This is a genomic window from Streptomyces sp. NPDC054765 (assembly GCF_053612065.1).
The window spans coordinates 107507-126547 of record NZ_JBSHBP010000007.1 but is presented as its reverse complement, the minus strand read 5'-3'; the positions used below and the strand labels follow the sequence as shown (position 1 = coordinate 126547).

Sequence of the window (19041 nt, the reverse complement as noted above, 5' to 3'; positions counted from 1 at the left end):
GAGGAGTGCGTCTGATGTCCTCCGATTTCTTCCTTCCCGACCCCGAGGGACGCGTGCCGAGCCCCGAAGGCTATTTCGGTGCCTTCGGCGGCAAGTTCATCCCCGAGGCGCTCGTCGCCGCGGTCGACGAGGTCGCCGCCGAGTACGAGAAGGCCAAGGCGGACCCCGCGTTCGCGGCCGAACTGAACGACCTGATGGTCAACTACACCGGGCGCCCCAGCGCACTGACCGAGGTACCGCGGTTCGCCGAACACGCCGGCGGGGCGCGGGTGTTCCTCAAGCGCGAGGACCTCAACCACACCGGCTCACACAAGATCAACAACGTGCTGGGCCAGGCGCTGCTCACCAAGCGGATGGGCAAGACCCGCGTCATCGCCGAGACCGGCGCCGGCCAGCACGGCGTCGCCACCGCCACCGCCTGCGCCCTCTTCGGCCTCGAATGCACCGTCTACATGGGCGAGATCGACACCGAGCGCCAGGCCCTCAACGTCGCCCGGATGCGGATGCTCGGCGCCGAGGTCATCGCCGTGAAGTCCGGCAGCCGCACCCTCAAGGACGCCATCAACGAGGCATTCCGCGACTGGGTCGCCAACGTCGACCGCACCCACTACCTCTTCGGGACCGTCGCCGGACCGCACCCGTTCCCCGCGATGGTCCGCGACTTCCACCGCGTCATCGGCGTCGAGGCGCGCCGCCAGATCCTGGAGCGCGCGGGCCGGCTGCCCGACGCGGCCGTCGCCTGTGTCGGCGGCGGCTCCAACGCCATCGGGCTCTTCCACGCCTTCATCCCGGACGCCGGCGTCCGGCTCATCGGCTGCGAGCCCGCAGGCCACGGCATCGAGACCGGTGAGCACGCCGCCACACTGAGCGCCGGTGAGCCGGGCATCCTGCACGGGTCCCGCAGTTACGTCCTCCAGGACGAGGAGGGCCAGATCACCGAGCCCTACTCCATCTCGGCGGGTCTCGACTACCCGGGCATCGGGCCCGAGCACGCCTTCCTCAAGGACAGCGGCCGCGGTGAGTACCGTGCAGTCACCGACGACGCCGCGATGCAGGCGCTGCGCCTCCTGTCGCAGACCGAGGGCATCATCCCGGCCATCGAGAGCGCCCACGCCCTGGCCGGGGCGCTGGACCTCGGCAAGGAGCTCGGCACGGACGGGCTGATCGTCGTCAACCTGTCCGGGCGCGGCGACAAGGACATGGACACCGCCGCCCGTTACTTCAGCCTGTACGACACGGACGCCGCCGTCGAGGCGGACACCGACACCGCGGACGCGGAGATCGAGGGGGACGTCAAGTGAGCGGGAACATCAAGCTGTTGAGTGACACCCTCGCCGCCACGAAGGCCGAGGGCCGGTCCGCCCTCATCGCCTATCTGCCGGCCGGGTTCCCGACCGTCGACGGCGGCATCGAGGCGGCCAAGGCCGTCTTCGACGGCGGCGCGGACATCGTGGAGATCGGGCTGCCGCACAGCGACCCGGTCCTCGACGGACCGGTCATCCAGACCGCCGACGACATCGCCCTGCGCGGGGGAGTCAAGATCGCGGATGTGATGCGCACGGTGCGCGAGGCGCACGAGGCCACCGGCAAGCCCGTCCTCGTCATGACGTACTGGAACCCGATCGACCGTTACGGCATCGAGCGCTTCACCGCCGAGCTCGCCGAGGCGGGCGGCGCGGGCTGCATCCTGCCCGACCTGCCCGTCCAGGAGTCCGCCACCTGGCGCGAGCACGCCGACAAGCACGGTCTCGCCACCGTCTTCGTCGTCGCCCCCAGCAGCAAGGACGCGCGGCTCGCCGAGATCACGGCGGCGGGCTCCGGCTTCGTCTACGCCGCCTCGCTGATGGGCGTCACGGGCACCCGCGAGTCGGTGGGCGCACAGGCGCAGGACCTCGTACGGCGCACCAAGGCGACCACCGGGCTGCCGGTCTGCGTCGGCCTCGGCGTCTCCAACCCCGAACAGGCCGCCGAGGTGGCCCGGTTCGCGGACGGTGTGATCGTCGGCTCGGCGTTCGTCAAGCGGATGCTGGCCGCGGACGGTGACCTGGCGGCCGGGCTCGCCGGGGTCCGCGCCCTGGCGGGCGAGCTGGCCGAGGGCGTGCGCAAGCGGGACTAGGGCCAAGTCTGCTGGATCTGGAGTCGCAGTCGCCGCTTGATGTGGTGGTGGCGCGCTTCGGCTTGGTGCTCGCGGCGCGAGTTTGACCAGTGAATTCCCTGGTCAAACTGGCGCCGCGGGCGGAGCCGGTCAAGGTGAACGGGCGGCGGACCCCAGCCGGGCCGGACCGACAGGGATCTCGACCGGACACACCGCGGCGGCGTCACGAGGTGCTGAGAGAGTCCGCGACCTGAAGTTCGGCCGCTGTCCTTTGTTTCACGTCGGCCACGCTTACGCCCGGGGCGGTCTCCGTGAGCAGCAGCCCGTGGACCGTTATGTCGAGCACGGCCAAATCGGTGATCACGCGCTGCACACATCGCCGGCCCGTCAGAGGCAGCGAGCATTCCTTGACGATCTTCGGGGTGCCGTCCTTGGCAACATGTTCCATCAGGGCGACGACGTGACGGGCACCGTGCACGAGGTCCATAGCTCCTCCCATCCCCTTGATCATCTTGCCGGGGATCGTCCAGTTGGCAAGATCTCCCTCGGCCGAGACCTGCATGGCGCCCAAAATGGCCACGTCGATGTGACCGCCGCGGATCATGCCGAAGGACAGGGCGGAATCGAAGAATGAGGAGCCGGGAGTGACGGTCACGGTCTCTTTGCCGGCGTTGATGAGGTTCGCGTCCAGCTCATCAGGAGTGGGGTAGGGCCCGAGGCCCAAGATGCCATTTTCGGACTGCAGGACTACGTGTATGCCGGGAGGAAGATGGTTGGGGACCAGCGTCGGCAGCCCGATACCCAAATTCACATAGGCGCCGTCCGAGAGTTCCCGAGCTGCCCGTGCCGCCATTTCGTCTCTCGACCAGGTCATCAGTGCTGCGCTCCCCTCGTGGTGGCATGCGCCCGGCGCACGGTCTTCTTCTCGATGCGCTTGTCGGTGGCCTGTGCGGGAGTCAGCACGAGTACCGACTGTACGAACACTCCGGGGAGATGGATGCTGTCCGGGTCGAGGTCGCCGGGTTCGACGAGTTCTTCGACTTCCGCGATGGTGACGTGACCGGCCATTGCGGCCGGCGGATTGAAGTTCCGGGCGGACTTGTCGAAGACGAGGTTCCCGTGCCGGTCTCCTCTGGCTGCCCGGACGAGGGCGAAGTCTGTGGTGATGGCTTCCTCGAGTACGTATTCCCTCCCGTTGTACGCGCGCACTTCCTTCTTGGGCGAGGCGACTGCGACTTTTCCACTCGGGTCATACCGCCAGGGCAGCCCGCCTTCGGCGACCTGGGTACCGACACCTGCTGGTGTGAAGAAGGCAGGGATCCCGCAGCCGCCGGCCCGCAGTCGTTCGGCGAGAGTTCCTTGCGGTACGAGCTCCAGTTCCATTTCTCCGCCCAGGTACTGGCGAGCAAATTCCTTGTTCTCGCCGACGTATGAGCACGTCGCCCGAGAGATGCGCCGAGCGCTGAGCAGCAATCCCAAACCCCAGTCGTCCACACCGCAGTTGTTGGATACGACTGTCAGGTCTGTTGTGCCGCGTTCGAGTAGAGCCTGTATGAGTACCGAGGGGATGCCGCAAAGTCCGAAGCCTCCGACGGCGAGCGAAGCTCCATGGGGGATCTCCGCGACCGCATCGGTGGCCGAAGTGACGATTTTGTCCATCGGTGCCTCCGGTTGGGGTGCGACGGCGGACGGTGCTGATGCGCCACCGGCGCAGGGACTGCCAGCTGGAACGGAATCGACGCCAACAGGCGAAATGCGGCTGCAGAATGTGGCGAGCCGGGCTGAGGCCGGCCACCAACAGGCGCCATCCGGGGTTAACAGGCGTTAACGCGCTGGAGGGGTACGTTAGCGGTCGTTCCCCTGTGTGTCCATGGAGCGTGGTTCGCCGCCTCGCCGCCTCGCCGCCTCGCCGCCTCGCTGCCGCGGGGCGGCAGGGCGGCAGGGTGTGGGGCGCTCCGCCGTGCCCCTGTGCGACTACGGGCGGCTGCTCAGGCCTGCGTGGTGGGCGGCGTCGGCCGGCGCTTGCCGGCCTGCAACACCAGCGGCAGCGTGCGTCGTCGCATGCGCTCGCTGAGAACGACCTCGGTCTTCGTGCGAACGACGCCGGGAAGCTTGATCAATTGCTGGATCACGTCCTCCAGGTGGCCGTTCTCCCGGGCCACGACGCGGCACACCAAGTCGCCTTCGCCGGTGACGCTGTGCGCCTCGATGACCTCGGGTATGGCGTGCAACGCCGCAGTGACCTCGTCCAGCCTGCCCTGCGCGAGGTGCAGGTGGACGAAGGCGAGGACGGGGTACCCCATCGTGGCAACGCTCAGCTGTGGGGCGTGGTCGGCGATCACTCCTGTGCTCTCCAGACGGTTGAGCCGGGCCTGCACAGTGCCCCTGGCCACTCCCAGGATGCGCGCGTACTCGCGCATCCCGGCCCGTGGTTCCTCGAGCAGGAGGCGCAAAAGGGAAGCGTCAAGGTCGTCCATGGCTGTACCGATGTCCTTTCCTTTGACCTGCTGCGCAGTCAAACAGCAGGCCATTGGCCCAGTCAATGGCCAGCTTCATTGACCTACATGCCCCCCTTGTTTCTAGTATCTGGGCCAATTGAACATCCGGCCTGCTCAGCTGGGAGCTAGGTGATCGCATGACTGTTGTGGACGATTCAACGGAGACGTCTGGCGGCTTCACGCTGGAGGACCGATACCTGCGAGACGAGGGCAGGGTCTACCTGACCGGAGTCCAGGCCCTGGTGCGCTTGCTGTTCAGCCGCATCAGGCAAGATCGGCGTACCGGGCTGCGCAATGCCGCCTTTGTCTCCGGCTACGAAGGCTCGCCGCTGGCCGGCTTCGATCTTGAACTGATGCGCCATACGCCCTTGCTCACGGAACATGACGTGGTGCACCGTCCCGGCCTCAACGAGGAACTGGCCGCCACCTCCGTCATGGGCAGTCAACTGGCTGCCGGGGTAGGGAAACTGCGCGCCGACGGCGTGATCGGGCTCTGGTACGGAAAGGCCCCTGGTCTGGACCGGGCCACCGACGCCCTGCGCCACGCCAACCTCGTCGGGACTTCTGCCCGAGGGGGCGCACTCGCCCTCGTCGGGGACGACCCTGCGGCGAAATCTTCGTCGGTGCCCTGCGCCTCGGAACTCGCCTTGGCCGACCTCGCCATGCCGGTCTTCTCTCCGTCCGACCCGCAGGACATCTTGGACTACGGGATGCACGCCATCGAGCTGTCCCGGGCCAGCGGCGTGTGGGCCGCGATGAAGGTCGTCACCGATGTCGCGGACGCGGCAGGCACTGCGATCGTGCATCCCGCCTGGCAGCCGCCGGCACTGCCGTCCGGTGCCTACACCCACCGGCCCCATGGGCATCTGCTGGGCAGCAGCCTTGCCGCTCTGGAACAGAGCCTCTACACCGTGCGCCTTCCGTTGGTCCTGGACTACCTCCGGGCCGGCAACCTCAACCGGATCCTCAACCGCACACCGGCGGACCGGATCGGCATCATCACCGCAGGCAAAACCCACCTCGACGTCCAGCAGGCCCTGCGAAGTCTGGGCCTGGACGAAGAAGCCCTCGCCCGCGTCGGGGTCCGTCAGCTCAAGCTGGCCGCCATCCACCCCCTTGAGCCGACCATCGTGCGTGATTTCGCCTCGGGCCTGCGTGAAGTCATCGTGGTGGAAGAGAAGCGTTCGTTCATCGAGGCGGCCGTCAAGGAGGCCCTTTACGGCGGCACCGGGGGACCGGCCGTCTACGGCAAGTACGGTCCGAAGGGGACGACGCTGTTCAGCGCGGTCGGGGAGCTCGGTCCCGAGGCGATCGCCATCGGCCTCGGCAATCGCCTTGCAGATCACGGGTACCTCGCTCCTGCGGAAGCCCGTCGCCCGCGCGAGCGCATCTCGCTGCCGCTGCTGACACGAACGCCGTACTTCTGTTCGGGGTGCCCGCACAACTCCTCGACCAAGGTCCCCGACGGATCCTTGGTCGGTGCGGGCATCGGCTGTCACACGATGGCCGTGTTCATGGAGCCCGAGCAGGTGGGCAACGTCGTCGGCATGACGCAAATGGGAGGCGAGGGCGCCCAGTGGATAGGCATGGCTCCGTTCCTGGACGACGACCACTTCGTGCAGAACATCGGTGACGGCACCTTCATGCACTCAGGGAGCCTCGCGGTCAGGGCCGCAGTCGCTGCCGGCGTCAACATCACCTACAAGCTGCTGTACAACTCCGCCGTGGCCATGACCGGTGGGCAGAAGGCCGTCGGAGCCCTGCCTGTCGACCGCGTCGCCGCCCTTTTGCTCCTCGAAGGTGCCGCCAAGGTGATCATCACCAGTGAGGCCCCCGAACGCCTGCGCAAAGCCGCGCTTCCCAAGGGCGTCGTGGTCCGCCACCGTGATCAGCTCATCAGCAGTCAGGAAGAACTCGCAGCGACGCCTGGCGTCACGGTACTCATCCACGACCAGGAGTGCGCCGCCGAGAAACGCCGCAAGCGCCGACGCGGCAAGGCGGCTGCGCCTACGACCAGGGTCGTGATCAACGAGAGGATCTGCGAGGGCTGCGGGGACTGCGGAACCAAGTCCAACTGCCTGTCCGTTCAACCGGTGACCACCGAGTACGGTCGCAAGACCGCCATCGACCAGTCCTCCTGCAACCTCGACTTCTCCTGCCTCGACGGCGACTGCCCCTCGTTCGTCGCCGTGACACCAAGCGGCCGAAAGGCCCGGCGGGAAGCACCGGCGCTGTCCGCGGCCGACCTGCCCGAGCCTGTGCGCAGCGGTGATCAGGACACCTTCACCCTGCGCATCGCCGGCATCGGCGGCACCGGTGTCGTCACCGTTGCCCAGATCCTCGCCACCGCCGCAGTGCTCGACGGCAAACACGTGCGCTCCCTCGACCAGACCGGACTTGCGCAGAAGGGCGGGGCTGTCGTCTCCGACGTAAAGATCACTTCGACAGTCCTGGAGCAGGCTGCCAGGCTGGCTGCCTCGGAGTGCGATCTCTATCTGGCCTGCGACATCCTCGTCGGTGCCGACCCGAAGTACCTCTCCGCGGCAGACGCCGAACGCACCACCTCAGTGGTCTCCACGACCGAAGTGCCCACCGGCCGTATGGTCGTCGACACCGACGTCGCCTTCCCCGATCAAGACCGGATCAGGGATGCCATCCGCGCGGCGAGCGCCCGTGCCATCTACCTGGACGCCCGAGCCCAGGCCGAAGCCCTCTTCGGCGAGGACCAGTTCGCGAACGTTCTGCAGGTCGGCGTGGCCTACCAGAGTGGAGCCCTGCCGCTGTCCGCCGCAGCGATTGAGCGGGCCATCACGTTGAACGGCGTCGCCGTGCAAACCAACCTGCAGGCTTTCCGCAGGGGGCGCCAGCTGATTGCCGACCCCCAGGGGGCCAGTGCTGCCGCCACGCCGGTGCGCCGTCCCCTCGCTGCCCGTCCTGCCCCGCCCGCCGCTGCGCGGGTACGGTCTCTGGTCGCGGCAGAGCCCGGAACGGAACTGGCCCGGCTGCTCGATATTCGTATCCCGGACCTCATCCAGTATCAGAACGAGCGGTACGCACGCAGTTATGCGCTCTACGTCGAGCAGATCCGCAGTATCGAAGCGGGTTCCACCGCCATCACCGAGGCGGTCGCCCGCAACCTGTGCAAACTCATGACGTACAAGGATGAGTACGAGGTCGCCCGTCTAGCACTCGACGACACCCTGCAGCACCAGATCGAGTCGCAGTTCGGCGTGGGTTCACGCTTCTCCTACCGGCTCCACCCACCTGTCCTGAGAGCTGTGGGCATCGAGCGCAAGGTCAGCCTGGGACGCTGGTTCCGGCCGGCATTCCGGCTGCTGCACGCCATGCGAACCCTTCGGGGAACGCCCCTGGACCCCTTCGGGTATGCGCACGTCCGCCGCGTCGAGCGTTCCCTCGTCGAGGACTATCGACGCACCGTCCTGCGCGCGCTGTCGGCGAGCGGGTCGGACCCTCAGCTCGTCCAGGAGCTCGCCGAACTGCCCGACCGGGTGCGCGGTTACGAACAGCTCAAACTGCGCAACGTGGCCGACTACAGGAGCCGCCAGGCCGTGCTCCTCAGCTCGCTGCACTTGACGCCGTCCGGCGCACTTCCCGCCCCCTGACACTCCTGCTCCTCGCAGCGGCGCATTCCGCCACCAACGGCTTTGCCAGGGGGGAAGGGCCGCGGATGACCCTCTCGGGTTCGGGTCACCTCGGCACACGGCTCGCCCGACGTCCGGTGACCACGTGGGAGGCGGCTCGTTCCGTGGCCCGCGAGCGGCTCGGCGATGCGCCCTGACGCCATGGCCACACCCCGGCAATCCAAGATCTGAGAGCACCTATCTGGGATCACTGGTGCCATCATGGTGGTGTGACATACCTGCCGGCCATTCTCAGCACCGATCACGCCAGTGCAAACGCTACCGAGCGCGCCTACCTTGCGATCAAGCGACGGATCATCGAGCTCGAACTGGAGCCGGGCGCGCACGTCACCAAAACTGAGCTTTCGCGCCTGGCGGAGGCGGGCACCATGCCCGTCAGGGAGGCTCTGACCCGTCTCCAGCGTGACGGTCTGGTCCAGGTGCTGCCCCGATCGGGGTACCGGATCCTCCCGGTGACCCTGAAGCGCACTCGGGACCTGTGTGCGTTCCGTCAGCTCCTGGAGACGGAGGCGGCCGGCTTGACCGCGCAGCTCGGCCGCCCCGAGTCGAGCCTCGCCCGCCTTGAAGAGCTGCTCGGTGCGACCTACGAATTGGGCGACGTCGCCAGCGTCGAAGCCTTCCTCCGGGCCAACTTCGAGTTCGACACGATCATCGCGAACGGTTGCGGCAACGACATGCTGGCGCAGTCGATCACGCGGGTCTTCGACGAGCTGGAACGCGTCCTGCGGATCACTCTGAAGTCGCTGCCGTTCTCGGCGTCGGCGGCGCATGGGCGGCGCGTGGTCCTTGAGGCCATTCGGCGGCGGGATCCCGTCGCCGCCCGTGCGGCCATGGCCGCACGGATGGCGGGCTCGCAGAGCCAGATCATCGACACCCTCCTGTCGAGCGATTCGATCACGCAGGCCAGCATCCAGGTGTCCTGAGATGCGCCCGGGAGTTCTTTCCGGTGGTACGGAACGATTGACAGGGGGGTATCGGAATGGTGAACTGAGATCTCAGATTGCTTGTTAGGGATCTCGCCAAAAGTGCGGTTCGGCCACCCTCCCCGAAACGTCCGCTCACCTGTCAGTGAGCAAGGTGCTCCGGCTCGGAATTCGCGACAACGACAAGAGCCGCCCTGCAGTGGCGGGGCTTTCGCGGCCCGCCCGATGCCTTCGAAGGGAATCATCATGGCTCTGAGACGATTGCCCGCTCTTGAGCTCGCCGAACGGACGCTCGGCGAGTCAGGGCCGTGCGCTGATCTGATCCCCATGGGCGGCGTGCCGGTATTGCCGATGCCGCGTCATGTCGTCGAGGCTGCCCGGATCGCGGCGGGTCAGCTCTTTCCCCGTCGAAGCCGTGGTTCCGCCGAACTGCGCCGAACGATCTCCTGTCACCTGGAATCCACCTTCGGGCTGGACGTGGATCCGGAGAGCGAACTCCTGATCACCCATGGTGCGCAACACGGAATGAGTGTCGCCATCCGGGCCCTGCTGGAGCCCGGTGACGAGATCGTCGTACCGGCCCCCACCTACTTCTTCGACGGCATGATCCGCATGGCCGGAGTCCGTCCGGTCTATGTGCCCTTGGAGGAAAGCCTCGGATGGGAATACGACCCCGAGGCGGTAGAGGCTGCCGTGACCCCCGCGACCAAGGCGCTGCTGATCTGCAATCCCAGCAATCCCACCGGCTACGTCCCCGGTCGCCGGCGGCTCGTGGAACTTCTTGACGTGGCGGCACGTCACGGGATGGTCGTGCTCGCCGACGAGTCCTACGAGCGTTATGTGTGGGACGGCCCCGGCTACACGCCCCAGATGCTCCTACGGGAGCGCCATCCCGATCTGGTCACGGTGACCAGCCTCAGCAAGAACTACGCCTTCACCAGCTGGCGGGTGGGGTACGTGAATGCTCCCGCCCACTTGCTGCAACCGATACACCGCGCGTTCGAATGGGACTCCATCAATGTCGGCGACGTGGCGCAGGCCGCTGCGGAGGCTGTCATCGCCGGGCCGCAAGAGTGGATCGAGTCGTCCTTTGCGACGTTGCGCTTCCGTCGTGACGTGCAACTGGCAGGGTTTGCACAAGCAGGCCTGAAAGCCGTGCGGCCCGACGCCGGCGTCTTCACCTTCGCCGACTTCGCTTCCCTTGGAGTCACGGGCCGCGACCTGGAGAACCTTCTCCTGTCACACGGCGTCACCGCCATTGCCGGGGACGCCTTCGCGGGCCCTCCCACCCATGCCCGCGTGCTGTACGGCGGGAGCGTTGACTCTCTGGCTGAAGTGGGCAGGCGCCTGACTTCTCTGGCCGGGCAAGCCCCCTACGCCTGACACCACCGCACCCCGAGCGGCCACGTCGGCTGCCCAGGTGCCGTACGCAGAGTCAACGCTCAACCCACGAAAAGATCTCAGATGAGTTGGTTTGAGATCTGAGATCTCATTCCCTTCCTGTTGTCGACGCATCCGTCTGTGCGGCGTCTGCGTCCCCAGCCCCTTCGAAGGAGCCGAACGTGCCAGCAGCGCCCAGGACCAATGCCGACGAAGGCTGGTGCGTCAGCGCCGACATCGGCGGCACCTTCACCGACGTCATCGCCCTCGGACCGGGTGGCCGCGTCGTGCCGGTCAAGGTTCTTTCGACCCCGCCCGACTTCGGCACCGCAGTCGTCACAGGCGCAACTACCGCGCTGTCCGACGCCGGCGTCGGAGCCCATCAGGTTCACGCGATGCTGCACGCCACCACGGTGGCGACCAACGCCATCCTGGAAATGCGTGGCGCACGCACCGCACTGGTCACCACCAAGGGCTTCCGGGACGTTCTGGAACTCGGCCGCCTGCGCCGCCCCCTGTTGTACGACCTGTCCTGGCAGAAGCCCGTCCCCCTGGCGCCGCGGCGCCACCGCTACGAGCTGCACCAGCGCATTGCCTCCAGCGGCGCTCTTGAGCTTGCTGTGGACATCGCCGAGGTGGCCGACCTGGCGGATCAGATCCGTGTCGCAGGCATCGAAGCCGTCGCCGTGTGCCTGATCAACTCCCATGTCCGCCCCGACGAGGAACAACGCGTGGCAGCTGAACTGCGCGATCTGCTGCCCGGGGTGTACGTCACTGCCTCCGTCGACATCTCTCCGCAGATGCAGGAGTTCGAGCGCACCAGCACAGCGGTCGTGAACAGCTACGTAGGGCCGCAGGTGCGCGACTACGTCACCGCGCTCAGCGAAGGGCTGCACCACGCGGGCATTACCGAGCCTCTCATGATCATGCAGTCCAGCGGCGGCCTCCTCGACGCGCCTTCCGTGGTGGAGCGCCCTGTTCAGATCATCGAGTCCGGCCCCGCAGCAGGCGTCATCGCCGTCCAGAAACTCGCCCAGCTGATGAAACTCGACTCTGTCGTGGCATTCGACATGGGCGGAACCACTGCCAAGGCTTCTCTCATCGAGGACGGAGAGCCATTTGTCGCTGCCGACTACGAAGTCGGCGGGGGCATGAACCTCACCCGCAGCATGGGCAGAGGCGCCGGCTACACCGTGCGTGTCCCGTCCATCGACATCGCCGAAGTGGGCGCCGGCGGAGGCAGCATCGTGTCCACCGATGCGGGAGGCTCCCTGAGGGTCGGCCCCGAGAGCGCGGGATCCCGGCCAGGCCCTGCTTGTTACGGCAACGGCGGCGACAGCCCCACCCTCACGGACGCCAATGTCGTACTGGGCTACCTGAGCCCCCAAGCCATCGCAGGCGGCCGCGTGGCCATCCGGCCGGACCTCGCGGAGAAATCCCTCGTAGCCGTCGCCCGGCAGCTGGACGTGGACATCCCCTCCGCCGCGCGCGGCGCCTACGAAGTTGCGGTCTCCAACATGACCAAGGCGGTCAAGGCCGTCACCAGTGAACGAGGCCGTGACCCGCGGGACGCCGTCATGGTGGCCTTCGGCGGGGCAGGCCCGCTCTACGGTGCGGCGCTGGCCAAGGAACTGGGCATCGACACTGTCATCGTCCCCGTACATACGGGACTGTTCAGCAGCCTCGGTCTCCTCGTGGCCGATACGGCACGGCAAATGGTGGTGCCTTACCGGCCCGAATTCGAGCAACTCGGTGCGCTCTCGGCTGAGTTCGACCGTATGGCCGAGGACGTCACGCGTGCGCTGCGCGAGGCCGTGCCGGGCTCCGAAGCTGATGTTCAGTGCATCCTCGACATGCGGTATCACGGCCAGCGGTTCGAACTCCCGGTCACGGTGCCGAACGGCAGCCTCACGCCCACCCTTATGGCCCAGGCGCGCGGGCAGTTCCACGCCGAACACCGCCGCACCTACGGCCGTGCGGGCAGCGATGACCTCGTCGAGATCGTGAATATCCGTGTCCGGGCCAGGGTGCGCAACCCCCTCACCATCGACCGCGCCCTGCATCTCGCGCCGGCGGCATCCAGGCCCGCAACCACCCGAGCGTGCCGGTTCGACCGAACGGAGACCACTCGGGTCATCGCCCGCACGGAACTCCACTCCCACCCCGTATCCGGGCCGCTGGTCATCGAGGACATGGATTCCACGACCCTCGTGCCGCCGGGAGCCACCGCACACCTCGACAGCCTCAACAACATCGTCATCAGCTGGACCACTGCCACGAAGGAATCGTCATGAGCCCGCGCCCCGTCCGTGACGCCGCCACGTTCGAGGTGTTCCGCAACGCAGTATCCGGACTCGCCGACGAGATGGCGATCACCATCCTGCGTACTGCCCACTCCCAGATCGTCGCCTCCAGCATGGACTTCTCCGCTGCGCTGTGCGACGCCTCCGGGCGGGTCATCGCCCAGGCCAACACGTGTCCCGTGCACCTCGGCTCCATCCCCGAGGCGATGCGTGCCGTCCGTGACGCCTTCGGGGACACCGTCCGCCCCGGCGATGTCTATCTCCTCAACGACCCTGACCTGGGCGGTATGCACCTGCCGGACATCTTCGCCGTCGCGCCGGTGTTCACCGACGGGCAGGACCTGATCGGCTACTCCGTCACTGTCGTCAACCACGCGGACGTGGGCGGATGGGCCGCAGGCTCCATGGCCGTGCAGTCCACGAGCATCTTCGCCGAGGGCGTTCAGATCCCGCCGTCCCGCCTCGTGGAAGCGGGCACGCTCAACGAGACGTTCCTTGCCCTGATCCTGCGCAACGTACGCGAGCCGGCCCTGCTGCGCGGCGACCTCGAAGCGCAGCTCGCCGCCTGTCACGCCGGCGGCGAGGGTTTGAAGGACCTTGCCGAGCGGCACGGTGGCGAGGAGTTGTCGGCCTTGACCGACGAACTTCTCGACTATTCGGAGACGCTCCTGCGAGCCGCACTCGCGCAGGCACCCGACGGCAGTTACGCGTTCGAGGACTACATCGACGACGACGGTCTGGGATCGCCTCCCATTCCCTTCAGGGTCACGGTGACCATCGCCGACGATGCGCTGCACCTGGATTTCACCGGATCGTCCCCCCAGGTCGCCTCGGCTCTCAATGCCACGGTTTCCTTCACCCAGTCCGCGTCCTACGCCGCCGTCCAGGGCGCCCTGGGATCCGATATCCCCGCCAACAGCGGTTTCTACCGTCCCTTCACCTTCACCATCCCCGAGGGCTCCATCCTCAACGGCAAGCGGCCCTCAGCCCGCGGCGCACGGGGCTTGGTCGCCTACCGCATCATCGACACCGTCCTCGGAGCACTGGCACCGGTCTTCCCGCACCGTGTGCCGGCTGCCGGCGACGGGGGTCCCGACTCCATCGCCATCGGCATCACACAGCAGGACGGATCCAGCGCGGTCCTGTGGGACGTCCTGTGCGGGGCCTGGGGAGCCAGACCCGACCGTGACGGTGTGGACGGCATCAGCCCACTTGGCGCGAACCTCGCCAACACACCGGTCGAAGAGCTTGAGCAGTCCGGGCACCTGCGCATCGACGGCTACGGCTACCTCCCCGACACCGGCGGCCCGGGGCGGTGGCGCGGCGGCCTGTCGACCTTCCGCGACATGACGATTCTGCACGCCGAGGCATCCGTACAGATCCGCTCCGACCGGCGCAAGCACCTGCCCTACGGCCTGGAGGACGGAGGTCGGGGCGCGCCGTCGTCCAACATCCTCAACGGCGGCACGGCGCAGGAAGAGATCCTGCCGGCGAAGGTCATCAAAACCCTGACCGCCGGCGACCGCCACCGTCACCTCACTGCCGGAGGAGGAGGCCACGGCAGTCCCTTCACCCGCGACATCGACCAGGTCCTCCACGACGTACTGGAGGGGAAAGTGACCGTCGCCGGAGCTGCCCGCGACTATGGCGTGGTCGTCGTCCCCGACGGAACCGTCGACGCCACTGCCACGGACGAACTCCGCTCCGCTCAGCGCGCAGGCGCTCATCCCCCGTGCCCGGCCGCAACTCCGACCACCCGCATCCCATGAGAGGTCACTGTCATGGCTGAGGTCATCGTCCCCGCTCTCCACGACCGATCCATGCGCCGTGTCTGGCGCAAAGTAGGCGCGCGCATCATCCCGTTCATCGGCGTCGCCTATGTCATGAGCTACATCGACCGCGCCAACCTCGGCTACATGGCCGAGCCCCTCACCAAAGAGCTGCACATCTCCAGCTCACAGATGGGGCTGGCCTCGGGACTGTTCTTCATCGGCTACGTCCTCGTCGAGGTGCCCAGCAACATGATGCTGCGCAGATTCGGGGCGCGGCGGTGGATCACGCGCATCCTCGTCACCTGGGGAGCGGTCACGATGGCGACAGCAGCCGTCCAGAGCGTCGGACAGCTCTACGCGATGCGGATCCTCCTCGGCTTCGCCGAAGCGGGCCTGGCCGCGGGGATCTTGCTCTACATGACCTTCTGGTTCCCCCGCAAACAACGGGCCTGGGCCATGTCGGCGTTCTTCATGATGATCCCCCTCTCCGGCATCTTCGGCTCGCCCCTGGCCGCCGCACTCCTGTCGTGGGGGAAGAACCTCACGGGACTTACCGGATGGAGGTCGCTCTTCCTCGTCGAGGGGGGCCTCACCATTCTGGCCGGAATCCTCATCTTCACCATGCTGCCCGACAAGCCCAGTGAGGCGAAGTGGCTGACAACGGCCGAGAAGGAGGCGATCGAGCGCCGGCTCATGCAGGAGAAGGCTGATCAAGAGAGCCACGGTGCACTCTCGGGAGTGTGGCAGGCGCTTTCCAGCGGGCGTGTCTGGGCCCTCGCGCTGGCCTTCTTCGCGATTGTCTTCGGGCTGTATCCCATTGCGTTCTTCCTGCCCACGATGATCTCCACCCTGACCGGAAGCATCTCCGGCGCATCGAATGCCGGCAGCGTGCTGCTCGCCGGCATCCCGTCCGCGATCGCGATCGTGGCCATGCTGACCTGGCCGAGGGTGACATCGCGCAAGTCGGTGGTGTTCTCCACCGTCGTGCCCATGGCCATGGGCATCCTTGGCCTGCTGCTGGCCACGTTCACCCGCAACAACGTCCTGTTCATCACCGCGTTCTGCCTCAGCATCTCCGGCATCTACACCGCCATGCCACAGTTTTGGCGCCTGCCTCCGCTGTGTCTGACGGGCGCAGCTGCCGCCTCGGGCATCGCTCTGATCAACTCCGTCAGTAACGTCAGTGGCTTCATCGGCCCCTACCTGACCGGAGCCATCGCCTCCGCAACAGGCAGCTACACCTACGCCCTGCTGACCATCGCGCTCATCATGGCTGCCGGAGTGGCGATCCTGCTCACCGCCGGGCGCCGGGCAGAGGAGGCAGGGACCGATCAGCCGTAGCCGTAGCCGTAGCCGTAGCCGTAGCCGTAGCCGTAGCTTGAGAAGAGGAGCAGATCACATGACCGACCGTGCCCGAACGGCACTTGTCGTCGGAGACATCCAAGCGGGCGTCTTGGCGAGCTACCCCTTCGTCCGGGAAACCATCGGTGCACTGCAGTCGCTCCTACCCGCAGCACGGCATCACGGTCTTCCTGTGATCTTTGTGCGCACCCACCTGCGAGCCTCCGGAATCGATGTCTCCGAAAACAACCTGCTCTTCCAGGGGTTTCACCAGGCCGGAAGCCTGTTCCACGAAGGAACGCCGGACACCGGGATCGCCGCTGAGCTGGACGTGCGTCCAGATGAGGCCATCGTCGGGAAGCGGCGCACCAGCGCCTTCACGGGCACCGACTTCGACCTGCTCCTGAGGGCCCAGCGCATCGACTCACTTGTGCTGACCGGCGTGGCGACCAGCGCGATGATCGCCGCAACGCTCTTCGACGCTCTCGATCACGACTACCGCGTCACCGTGGTGAGCGACGCCTGCGCCGACGCCGAGCCGGATGTCCATGACTTCTTCATGGAGCGCGTCTTCCCCGTACGCGGCGCTCGGGTAACGACATCGCAGGCATGGCTCGACGACCTGGAAGCATAAAAGTCCGACAGGCCCCCGCCCGTACCGCCCGCAAACCCACGGCAAGCCCGAGCACTCCCACCGCACCATGGCCGGCGGTACGGCCGGCGGCAGTGCGCGCGGCCGGTCCGGCGGTACGCAGGCCCGGCTGCTGTCCCTCGATAGGGCGAACATCGGTGCGGAGGGGTGCGGCGGCACCCCTCCGCTTCGTTGTCCAGGGGCGTGAGCCAGAAGAACCATGAGGGTAAGAAATCCGCCCGCGAGCGGCTGCAGGAACAGCGGGAAAAGGAGAAGGCGCGCGCCCGGCGCGGCCGGCAGGCCATCGTCGCCGGATCGGTGCTGGTGGTGCTGGCGATCGCCGGCGGCATCGCCGTCTGGGCGACCTCGTCCGGCGGCAGCGGGAGCAGCTCCGACAACGAGACGGCCCGCCCGAAACAGGCGAGCGGCGGCAGCAGACCCGCCATCACCGTCGGCGTACCCGACGCCCCCTCCACACTCACCGTGTGGGAGGACTTCCGCTGCCCCGCCTGCCAGCAGTTCGAGACCGGCTTCCGTCCGGCCATCCACGAGCTGGAGGACTCCGGCCGGCTCAAGAGCGAGTACCACCTCGTGACGATCATCGACGGGAACTCCGGCGGCAAGGGATCCCTCAACGCCGCCAACGCCGCCCTGTGCGCCCAGGACGCGGGGAAGTTCCGCGCGTACCACGACGTCCTCTACTCCCACCAACCGCCCGAGCCGCAGGACAAGTTCGCCGACAAGCAGTACCTCCTCCAACTGGCCGGCAAGGTCAAGGGGCTGGTGACCCCCGCCTTCACCACCTGTGTCAACGACGGCAGGTACGACCGCTTCGTGCAGAAGTCCAATGACGCCTTCGCCAAGTCCGGATACCGCGGCACCCCGACCGTCCTGCTCAACGGCAAGGACTTGTCGAAGGAGAAGGGCGGCCGGTTCACCCCCGCGGACCTGAAGAAGATGGTGCAGGACGCCAACAAGGGCAAGCAGCCGGGGAAAAGCGCCTCGCCGCACACCAGCACTTCGCCGCACACCGGCTCCACGCCGCACACGGGCACCTCGCCCCAGGGCAAGCAGGCCGGACGGAGCGTCACGCCCCAGGAGAAGCCGACCGCAACGAGCGCCACGCCGGGGTACTAGCCGGGTCCCCCCGAGGAAGGCCGCGGCCCTGTCGGACACGCAGCGTCATGGTGTGCGGACAGGGCTGTTACGCAGCCGTTGCCGGGCGGGTTGTCGTCAACCCCGCCCGGCGCGGTAGCGTCGTCCCTGCCATGGACCTCGCATTCATTCCCAGCCCGTCGGTCGGCGTCGTACATCTCGGCCCGATCCCGCTGCGCGGCTACGCATTCTGCATCATCATCGGCGTCTTCGTCGGCGTCTGGCTCGGCAACAAGCGCTGGGTGCAGCGCGGCGGCCGCTCCGGCACCGTCGCCGACATCGCCGTGTGGGCCGTGCCCTTCGGGCTGGTCGGCGGCCGCCTCTACCACGTCGTCACGACGTACGAGCCGTACTTCGGCCCGAACGGCCACCCGCTCGACGCCTTCAAGGTGTGGGAGGGCGGCCTCGGCATCTGGGGCGCGGTCGCGCTCGGTGCCGTGGGTGCCTGGATCGGCTGCCGCCGGCGCGGTATCCCGCTCCCGGCGTACGCCGATGCGCTGGCGCCCGGTCTGGCCCTCGGGCAGGCGATCGGCCGCTGGGGCAACTGGTTCAACCAGGAGCTGTACGGCAAGCCGACCGATGTCCCGTGGGCGCTGAAGATCAGCTCCGACCCGGCCATCGGACGGGTCGGCGGCACCTACCACCCGACCTTCCTGTACGAGTGCCTGTGGTGCATCGGCGTCGCGGCGCTGGTGATCTGGGCCGACAAGCGCTTCCGGCTCGGCCACGGACGGGCCTTCGCGCTCTATGTCGCCGCCTACTGCGCCGGCCGCGCCTGGATCGAGTACATGCGGGTCGACGAGGCGCACCACATCCTGGGCCTGCGGCTGAACGTCTGGACCGCGCTGATCGTCTTCATTCTGGCCATCGCCTATCTGGTGATCTCCGCCAAGAAGGCACCCGGCCGGGAAGCGGTCGTCGAGCCGGGGGCACAGCTCGCCGACGGCGAGGAGGGCCAGGAGGGCGAAGGCGCCGAAGGGGCGAAGGACGCCGACAGCGCCGACGGCGCGGACAGCACCGACAGCGCCGACGATGCCAAGGTCTCGGTCGAGAAGCCGTCGCCGAAGCCCTCACCGACGGCGGTGTCCGACGACGACGGTGCGACGGAGCCGGTTGCCGACGGGGCCGCAAAGGCCGCGGCGGCGGCCGAGTCCGCCAAGGACGAGCCGCGCGGCAACCAGGCTGCGGACCCGGCGGATGCCCCGGCGGATGCCGCCAAGCCCGCCGGGAGCGGCAGCACCAAGAAGTCCTGAGGCGGCCACCGGCTGCCGACCGCGCCGG

At 67.5% G+C, this 19041-nt stretch carries 14 protein-coding genes; 11 read left to right on the top strand and 3 right to left on the bottom strand.

Annotated features, from left to right (window positions below):
• The first annotated feature begins 14 nt into the window (after window positions 1-14).
• Both trpB and trpA read left to right on the top strand, forming a co-directional pair.
• Complete coding sequence (gene trpB, locus ACWGJY_RS07320; protein ID WP_453259797.1) at window positions 15-1301, top strand: tryptophan synthase subunit beta; 1287 nt, start codon at window positions 15-17, stop codon at window positions 1299-1301.
• Entirely contained in the window at window positions 1298-2116 is an 819-nt protein-coding gene (trpA, locus tag ACWGJY_RS07315; RefSeq protein WP_453259796.1) for a tryptophan synthase subunit alpha, read from the top strand. The genes trpB and trpA overlap by 4 nt, the downstream gene beginning before the upstream one ends.
• Window positions 2117-2318: 202 nt before the next feature.
• Here the strand turns inward: trpA and ACWGJY_RS07310 are convergent, their stop codons facing one another.
• The 3 genes from ACWGJY_RS07310 to ACWGJY_RS07300 all read right to left on the bottom strand — a co-directional run bounded on the left by ACWGJY_RS07310 (window position 2319) and on the right by ACWGJY_RS07300 (window position 4572).
• Complete coding sequence (locus ACWGJY_RS07310) at window positions 2319-2969, bottom strand: CoA transferase subunit B (protein ID WP_453259795.1); 651 nt, start codon at window positions 2967-2969, stop codon at window positions 2319-2321.
• Window positions 2969-3754, bottom strand: coding sequence for a CoA transferase subunit A (locus ACWGJY_RS07305; RefSeq protein ID WP_453259794.1), 786 nt, complete (start codon window positions 3752-3754; stop codon window positions 2969-2971). The genes ACWGJY_RS07310 and ACWGJY_RS07305 overlap by 1 nt, the downstream gene beginning before the upstream one ends.
• Before the next feature lie 329 nt (window positions 3755-4083).
• Window positions 4084-4572 (bottom strand): Lrp/AsnC family transcriptional regulator, encoded by a 489-nt coding sequence (locus tag ACWGJY_RS07300; RefSeq protein ID WP_453259793.1) that lies wholly within the window; start codon window positions 4570-4572, stop codon window positions 4084-4086.
• Between the two features lie 158 nt (window positions 4573-4730).
• Here ACWGJY_RS07300 and ACWGJY_RS07295 point away from each other — a divergent pair, with 158 nt between their 5' ends.
• The 9 genes from ACWGJY_RS07295 to lgt all read left to right on the top strand — a co-directional run bounded on the left by ACWGJY_RS07295 (window position 4731) and on the right by lgt (window position 19013).
• Window positions 4731-8216, top strand: a complete 3486-nt coding sequence (locus tag ACWGJY_RS07295; protein ID WP_453259792.1) for an indolepyruvate ferredoxin oxidoreductase family protein — start codon at window positions 4731-4733, stop codon at window positions 8214-8216.
• A gap of 248 nt (window positions 8217-8464) precedes the next feature.
• Entirely contained in the window at window positions 8465-9178 is a 714-nt protein-coding gene (locus ACWGJY_RS07290; protein ID WP_453259791.1) for a GntR family transcriptional regulator, read from the top strand.
• Between the two features lie 246 nt (window positions 9179-9424).
• Window positions 9425-10561, top strand: a complete 1137-nt coding sequence (locus ACWGJY_RS07285; RefSeq protein ID WP_453259790.1) for a pyridoxal phosphate-dependent aminotransferase — start codon at window positions 9425-9427, stop codon at window positions 10559-10561.
• A 179-nt stretch (window positions 10562-10740) separates the two neighbouring features.
• Complete coding sequence (locus tag ACWGJY_RS07280) at window positions 10741-12852, top strand: hydantoinase/oxoprolinase family protein (RefSeq protein ID WP_453259789.1); 2112 nt, start codon at window positions 10741-10743, stop codon at window positions 12850-12852.
• Window positions 12849-14630, top strand: coding sequence for a hydantoinase B/oxoprolinase family protein (locus ACWGJY_RS07275; protein ID WP_453259788.1), 1782 nt, complete (start codon window positions 12849-12851; stop codon window positions 14628-14630). The genes ACWGJY_RS07280 and ACWGJY_RS07275 overlap by 4 nt, the downstream gene beginning before the upstream one ends.
• Before the next feature lie 12 nt (window positions 14631-14642).
• Complete coding sequence (locus tag ACWGJY_RS07270) at window positions 14643-15974, top strand: MFS transporter (RefSeq protein ID WP_453259787.1); 1332 nt, start codon at window positions 14643-14645, stop codon at window positions 15972-15974.
• Window positions 15975-16032: 58 nt separating this feature from the next.
• Window positions 16033-16608, top strand: coding sequence for a cysteine hydrolase family protein (locus ACWGJY_RS07265; protein WP_453259786.1), 576 nt, complete (start codon window positions 16033-16035; stop codon window positions 16606-16608).
• Window positions 16609-16809: 201 nt separating this feature from the next.
• Window positions 16810-17742 (top strand): DsbA family protein, encoded by a 933-nt coding sequence (locus tag ACWGJY_RS07260; RefSeq protein ID WP_453259785.1) that lies wholly within the window; start codon window positions 16810-16812, stop codon window positions 17740-17742.
• Between the two features lie 131 nt (window positions 17743-17873).
• Complete coding sequence (lgt, locus tag ACWGJY_RS07255; protein WP_453259784.1) at window positions 17874-19013, top strand: prolipoprotein diacylglyceryl transferase; 1140 nt, start codon at window positions 17874-17876, stop codon at window positions 19011-19013.
• Window positions 19014-19041 lie beyond the last annotated feature (28 nt).

Excerpts from the sequence above, each read along its gene's own strand:
- trpB (WP_453259797.1), top strand. The coding sequence starts at position 15 with ATGTCCTCCGATTTCTTCCTTCCCGACCCCGAGGGACGCGTGCCGAGC.
- ACWGJY_RS07310 (WP_453259795.1), bottom strand. The coding sequence starts at position 2,969 with ATGACCTGGTCGAGAGACGAAATGGCGGCACGGGCAGCTCGGGAACTC.
- ACWGJY_RS07305 (WP_453259794.1), bottom strand. The coding sequence starts at position 3,754 with ATGGACAAAATCGTCACTTCGGCCACCGATGCGGTCGCGGAGATCCCC.
- ACWGJY_RS07300 (WP_453259793.1), bottom strand. The coding sequence starts at position 4,572 with ATGGACGACCTTGACGCTTCCCTTTTGCGCCTCCTGCTCGAGGAACCA.
- ACWGJY_RS07295 (WP_453259792.1), top strand. The coding sequence starts at position 4,731 with ATGACTGTTGTGGACGATTCAACGGAGACGTCTGGCGGCTTCACGCTG.
- ACWGJY_RS07285 (WP_453259790.1), top strand. The coding sequence starts at position 9,425 with ATGGCTCTGAGACGATTGCCCGCTCTTGAGCTCGCCGAACGGACGCTC.
- ACWGJY_RS07275 (WP_453259788.1), top strand. The coding sequence starts at position 12,849 with ATGAGCCCGCGCCCCGTCCGTGACGCCGCCACGTTCGAGGTGTTCCGC.
- ACWGJY_RS07270 (WP_453259787.1), top strand. The coding sequence starts at position 14,643 with ATGGCTGAGGTCATCGTCCCCGCTCTCCACGACCGATCCATGCGCCGT.
- ACWGJY_RS07265 (WP_453259786.1), top strand. The coding sequence starts at position 16,033 with ATGACCGACCGTGCCCGAACGGCACTTGTCGTCGGAGACATCCAAGCG.
- lgt (WP_453259784.1), top strand. The coding sequence starts at position 17,874 with ATGGACCTCGCATTCATTCCCAGCCCGTCGGTCGGCGTCGTACATCTC.